General features: G+C 36.2%; 4 protein-coding genes and 1 tRNA gene. 1 reads left to right on the top strand and 4 read right to left on the bottom strand.

Going from position 1 to position 5,459, the window contains the following annotated elements; all coding sequences use genetic code 11:
• The first annotated feature begins 85 nt into the window (after positions 1 to 85).
• Positions 86 to 159 (top strand) — tRNA-Thr (locus NHF50_RS03645).
• Positions 160 to 282: 123 nt separating this feature from the next.
• Here NHF50_RS03645 and NHF50_RS03640 read toward each other — a convergent pair.
• The 4 genes from NHF50_RS03640 to NHF50_RS03625 all read right to left on the bottom strand — a co-directional run bounded on the left by NHF50_RS03640 (position 283) and on the right by NHF50_RS03625 (position 5,371).
• Positions 283 to 1,272, bottom strand: a complete 990-nt coding sequence (locus NHF50_RS03640) for an aldo/keto reductase (protein ID WP_252775097.1) — start codon at positions 1,270 to 1,272, stop codon at positions 283 to 285.
• Positions 1,273 to 1,396: 124 nt separating this feature from the next.
• Positions 1,397 to 2,110 (bottom strand): DUF4369 domain-containing protein, encoded by a 714-nt coding sequence (locus tag NHF50_RS03635; RefSeq protein WP_109568388.1) that lies wholly within the window; start codon positions 2,108 to 2,110, stop codon positions 1,397 to 1,399.
• A 16-nt stretch (positions 2,111 to 2,126) separates the two neighbouring features.
• Complete coding sequence (locus NHF50_RS03630; RefSeq protein WP_252775096.1) at positions 2,127 to 3,431, bottom strand: DUF819 domain-containing protein; 1,305 nt, start codon at positions 3,429 to 3,431, stop codon at positions 2,127 to 2,129.
• Between the two features lie 86 nt (positions 3,432 to 3,517).
• Positions 3,518 to 5,371, bottom strand: a complete 1,854-nt coding sequence (locus NHF50_RS03625; RefSeq protein ID WP_252775095.1) for a peptidase M61 — start codon at positions 5,369 to 5,371, stop codon at positions 3,518 to 3,520.
• Positions 5,372 to 5,459 lie beyond the last annotated feature (88 nt).

Genomic DNA, 5,459 nt, shown 5'->3' with positions numbered 1-5,459 from the left:
TTTTTTTTTGCAAATGTAAAAAACAGATTTATATTTGCACCGCAATAAAGTTCACGGGACATCAGTGATAACGTGAATTTTAAATGCCGGTGTAGCTCAGCTGGCTAGAGCAGCTGATTTGTAATCAGCAGGTCGTGGGTTCGAGTCCCTCCATCGGCTCTTAAAAAGAGAAAACTTTTGTTTTCTCTTTTTTTTGGAAAAAAAGAAAGAAAAGTTACTCTATCAAATCAAAAAAAAGGAAAGTAAATGCTTTCCTTTTTTTATACTGTAAACAAACCATTTTTATAAACCGGCTTGTTCTAATTCCTTATTGATAAAAGCAATTTCCTCAGTAGTAAGTTTAATAGTAATCGCTTTTGCGTTTTGAACGGATTGTTCCGCATTTCTGGCTCCGGCTAATGCAATAGTGATTCCCGGGCGTTCTATGGTCCAACGTAAGACCAATTGGGCTAAAGTAGCGCCTTTCTCATCAGCTAGAGGTTTTATTTTCGCTAAAAAAGCATTAGTTTTAGTAATACTTTCATCTGTGAAAAACTTGTTTTGAGCCCTGTGATCCCCTTCTTGAAACTGATAACCGGGTTTCATTTTTCCGGTTAGTAAACCTCTTTCTAACGGACTATAAGCTAAAACGGATTTATTGTGTTCTATGCAATAGGGTACAGTTTCTTCTTCCACATCACGATTTACCATACTGAATGGAATTTGATTGGATGCTAATTTAACGACTTTTTCAGCTTCAGCCATTTGCGCAGCAGTGTAATTGCATACCCCGGCATAACGTATTTTTCCTTGTTCAATTAAACGTTCTACGGCTTCAAAAGTTTCTGTGATAGGTGTTGTGCTTTCCGGCCAGTGTATTTGGTACAGGTCAATATAATCAGTACCCAGCCTTTTCAAACTGTCTTCACATTCTTTGATAACACTTTCTTTTCCGGCGTATTTATAAATGGCAATAGGTTCACCGTTGTTCTTTTGACTTTTAAAAGCGAAATCTCCTTTAGCCAGATCCCAGCGCATTCCGAATTTTGTCAGAATCTGTACTTTGTCACGGGCAATTCCTTTTATAGCTTCTCCAACGATTTCTTCACTGGTTCCCTGCCCGTAAATGGGAGCCGTATCAATAGAGGTTACGCCTAGATCATAAGCAGCTTTAATTGCTTCGACAGCATCGTTATGTTCGGTTTTGCCCCACATCCATCCTCCGGCAGCCCATGCTCCAAAAGTAATTGCAGAAACGGCTAAATCTGTTTCTCCTAGTTTTCTGAATTCCATAGTTCTTATTTGTTGTAAATTAATTTACGAATGAAGTGTTTTCCCTAACGGGAATAGCTTGTAAAAATAAGTAGTTCCTCAAATTTACGAAGAAATAAAAAAAGAGGCAAAAGCCTCTTGTTATTTATTGTTCTGATTTTTTACGTTCTTCAATATGTTCTTTTAAAAATTTACCATATTTAGACTCAGCTACTTTCGGAGTCATTTTTTTAGCAACTGTATCTAAATAAGGTAAAGCAATATCCGGTATTTCAGTTAACGCTAAATAAGGCGCTATTTCATAGTCACCATGAGTTGCGGCAAAATTAGCTACGTAGCGGTATTTGCGAACCAATAGTTTTTGGTAAGCATCTTCAATGCTATCGTGTGTTTTTTGATTAAAATCGATTTCGTTTTGAAGTCTCTTAGTAATCAATTCCAGATTAGCATCTGTAAATTTAGAATTTAAGGAATCAAATTTTTTCCATAGATCATGGTTTTTAGAACCTTTTACTTTCGCACTTCTATAGAATTCGTTTAAAGAAGTATTGATGGTAATGTTTCCGGGTTCAGCAAAAACAGCCAGACTGTTGTCTATAGAATTGGTTTGACCGCGATCCAGAAATAAATAAATTACTTCAGGTGATTCCAGATCAAAAGCCGTATCAAAATTAGAATTTCCTTTAAAATTGATACTATCAATAGTAACTAAAGTAGTGTCTTGAAGTTTTTTAATGAATAATTTTCCCTGGCTTAAACCTTTTATATCACCTGTAAGATGAACATTACCGTTTTGTTCTTGTTTGTTGCAGGCAACGAAAGCCAATAGACCTAATCCGAAAAGAATAACTTTTTTCATATATGAGATAAACAAATTATTGAGGTGATACAATTTCCATTAAATAAGTACAAAGAATAGCTCCGTATGTTCCGGCAATATAGCCAAAAATGGCTAATAGAACACCAACACTTGCGAGTGACGGATGAAAAGCCGATGCGACAACCGGTGCTGAAGCGGCGCCTCCTACATTGGCCTGACTTCCGACAGCTATAAAGAAATAAGGTGCTCTGATAAGTTTAGCCACTATAAAAATAATTAAAAAGTGAATGGCCATCCAAAGGATTCCTACCATAATTAACCCCGGATTTTCTAATACAGCAAACAGATCCATCTTCATTCCGATTGAAGCTACTAATATATAAATAAAAATACTTCCTATTTTGCTGGCTCCGGCTCCTTCATATTTTTTTAGGGGAGAAAAAGACAAAGCAATACCCAGTATAGTAGCAATAGTAATCATCCAAAAGAAGGTGCCACCGAATGTAGAGGCAAAGCTTTTTGGGTCGCGAACCGTTTCAAAATGAGTGTTGAAAAAATCGGCTAACACTTTTGAACCCCAATGTGCCAATCCGACTGAGGTAAAGGCTATTGCCGCAATTATCATGTAATCGGTCAGTGTGGGGTTTCGTTTAACACTTTCCTGATAGCTCGAAACTTTATCTTGTAATTCCTGAATAGAAGAATTGTCGGCTTTCAGCCATTTGTTGATGACTTCTTTTTTGCCAATACCATAAAGTAAGGCAGCCATTCCGATATTAGCAACAACAATGTCAACCAAGACCATGGCACCATATTTTTGTTGGTTGTATTTGAATATTTCAAGCATAGCTGCCTGATTGGCACCGCCGCCTATCCAGCTACCAGCCAAAGTAGATAATCCCCTCCAAACGGCATCAAAACCCTGACCTCCTACAGTTTCAGGTGAAAAAGCTGAAACGATCAAAATGGCTACAGGACCGCCTAGAATGATCCCTATAGTTCCTGCCAGAAATATAATTAAGGCCTTCGGACCCAAGTTTAGTAAGGCTTTTAAGTCAATGCTGATTGTCATCAGCACTAAAGCTGCCGGTAGTAAGTAACGACTGGCAACAAAGTAAATTTTTGAGCTTTTAGTTACTATTTCGCCTTTGGAATCCGGTTCTGTCCATTCGGGGGAAATAATGTGGAACGAACTAAAAAACGCGGGTAACAAATAGCATAGTAATAAAGCCGGAACAATGCTGTAGAATTTTTTCCAGAAGCCTTCTTCTTTTGAGGAAGTATAGAAAACTAATCCTATAAGAAACATTAGAATTCCGAAAACTATTGTATCATCAGTAAAGAAAGGTGGATTATGCATTTTGTGTTATTTTGGCACAAATAAAAGAAAAAATCCTCAAAATACTGAGTACTTTGAGGATTTATATGTTAGAATAAATTTTAGTTTTATCCTTTTAACCAAGCTTCACGTAATGCTTTTTTGCTTTCGTCAGTTACCTGATATCCTTCTTTACTTTCTTTAGGTAAAGTAATTTTGCCTTTTAGAACTTGTTCTTTTCCGTCTCTTTTGATCGTAACGGCAATGTCGTCGCCATCTTTCCAGTTCATACTGCCTAAAACAAGATCGTATACATTGTCAAGGTTATATTCTTTACCATCAACTGCTTTAATGATATCTCCGTTTTTAATACCTAAAGAGGTCATGAAAGCATTCAGCTCAATATTCGGTAAGATTTTGATCTCTTTTGTTGACGGATCAACAGTGATATATGGAACTTGTCCTTTTAAGAAAGGGTTTCCGTCAATTTGCAAAGTAGCTTCGGTAACTCCCATTTTTGCAAAATACTCATCATAAGGTATCGGAGTTTCTCCGGCTACGTATTTGTTTAAGAAAGCACCTACTTCAGGATACGTTAAAGCTGTTATTTTAGCAAACAGTTCGTTGTCTTTAAAAGCTTTAGTAGTTCCATACTCTTTAGAGAGTTTGTTCATAAGGTCTAAAATACCTCTTTCACCATTGCTTTTTTCGCGAATGATAATATCAACGCACATAGCAATTAAAGCCCCTTTTTGGTAAACATTTATATATTGATCTTTATAAGGTTGTTCAAAAACGTTTTTACTCATTTTAGTAAAACTCATTTTATCATCCATTTGTTTGGATTGAAGAATTTTTTGAGACATTCTTTCAAAGAATTCATCTTCTGTAATTAAACCTTGGTTCACTTGAAACAAGTTAGCAAAGTATTCTGTTACTCCTTCATACATCCATAAGTGCTCTGACATTTGCGGTTGGTTGAAGTCGAAGTATTGAATTTCGTTTGAATGAACCGTTAAAGGAGTTACGATGTGGAAGAATTCGTGGGATACAACATCTTTTAATTGTTCCTGTAACATTTCCAATCCCATCATTTCCGGCATTACAACAGTAGTAGATGTCGGGTGTTCTAATGCACCGAATCCTTTAGCATCTTGTGCTCTTACATCTGACAGGTACAATAAGATCGCATATTTCTTAGTCGTATTCATTTTACCTAAGAAACGTTTTTGTGCTTTCATCATGTTTTCCATGTTAGGTGTAATGTCTTTAGCAGTGTATTTTCCTGTCGGAGAATATACACTAATGATAATCTTCATGTCATCAACCATAAATTCTGTAAAATCAGGTTTAGAGTACATGATCGGATTTTCTACTAAGCTGGCATAACGAGTAGTAGTGAACAAGTCAGAAGTGTCGCTGTTGTCTGCATCATTCATAGCAGATACACCTAATAAATTATCCGGATGTTGTACCACTAATTTATAAGGAGTTTCTGTTTTTTCATCGAAATAGCCCACAAAGCCATGCGTGTTAAGCATGAAATTCTCTCCGGCTTTGATGTTAGTTCCGGCAGGTGAAAACACATCTTCAGAGTTTCCGAAACCGGCTCCGGTCTCAGTATCAAATGTGTCATTTACCCAATACGTTATTTTGGCTAATTTTTTAGCATCAGAAATAGTATATGAGTTTTCGTCGATTTTGCTTACACTAAGTGTGTTTCCTTTAGCATCAAAAGCTTTAAATCCTTCGATGAATCTTCCGTAATCATCTTCAGAATAAGTTCCCGGAACAGTTTTAGGGATATGAAACGTAACTGTTTCAGTTGTAATGGTCGGAGGGACAGTCGTTACCATTACTTTATCATCTTTTACATTTACTAGGTCAATGGTAACATCAACTTCATTTTTTACAGAAGTTTGAGTTGGTTTACAACTCCAGAACATGCCTACCAATGCTAGTGTAAGAATTATTTTTTTCATTATTAAATTTATTTTGGTTCCTATTAGTAATAAAAACGTTGATTTTGTTACAGCGCAAAAATAAAAATACTCTCTGATTCAGAGAGTA

It is taken from the genome of Flavobacterium sp. NRK F10, from assembly GCF_024054235.1.
Lineage (GTDB): Bacteria > Bacteroidota > Bacteroidia > Flavobacteriales > Flavobacteriaceae > Flavobacterium > Flavobacterium sediminis.
The sequence above is the reverse complement of the archived record's forward strand: the minus strand, read 5'-3'. Positions and strand labels throughout refer to the sequence as shown.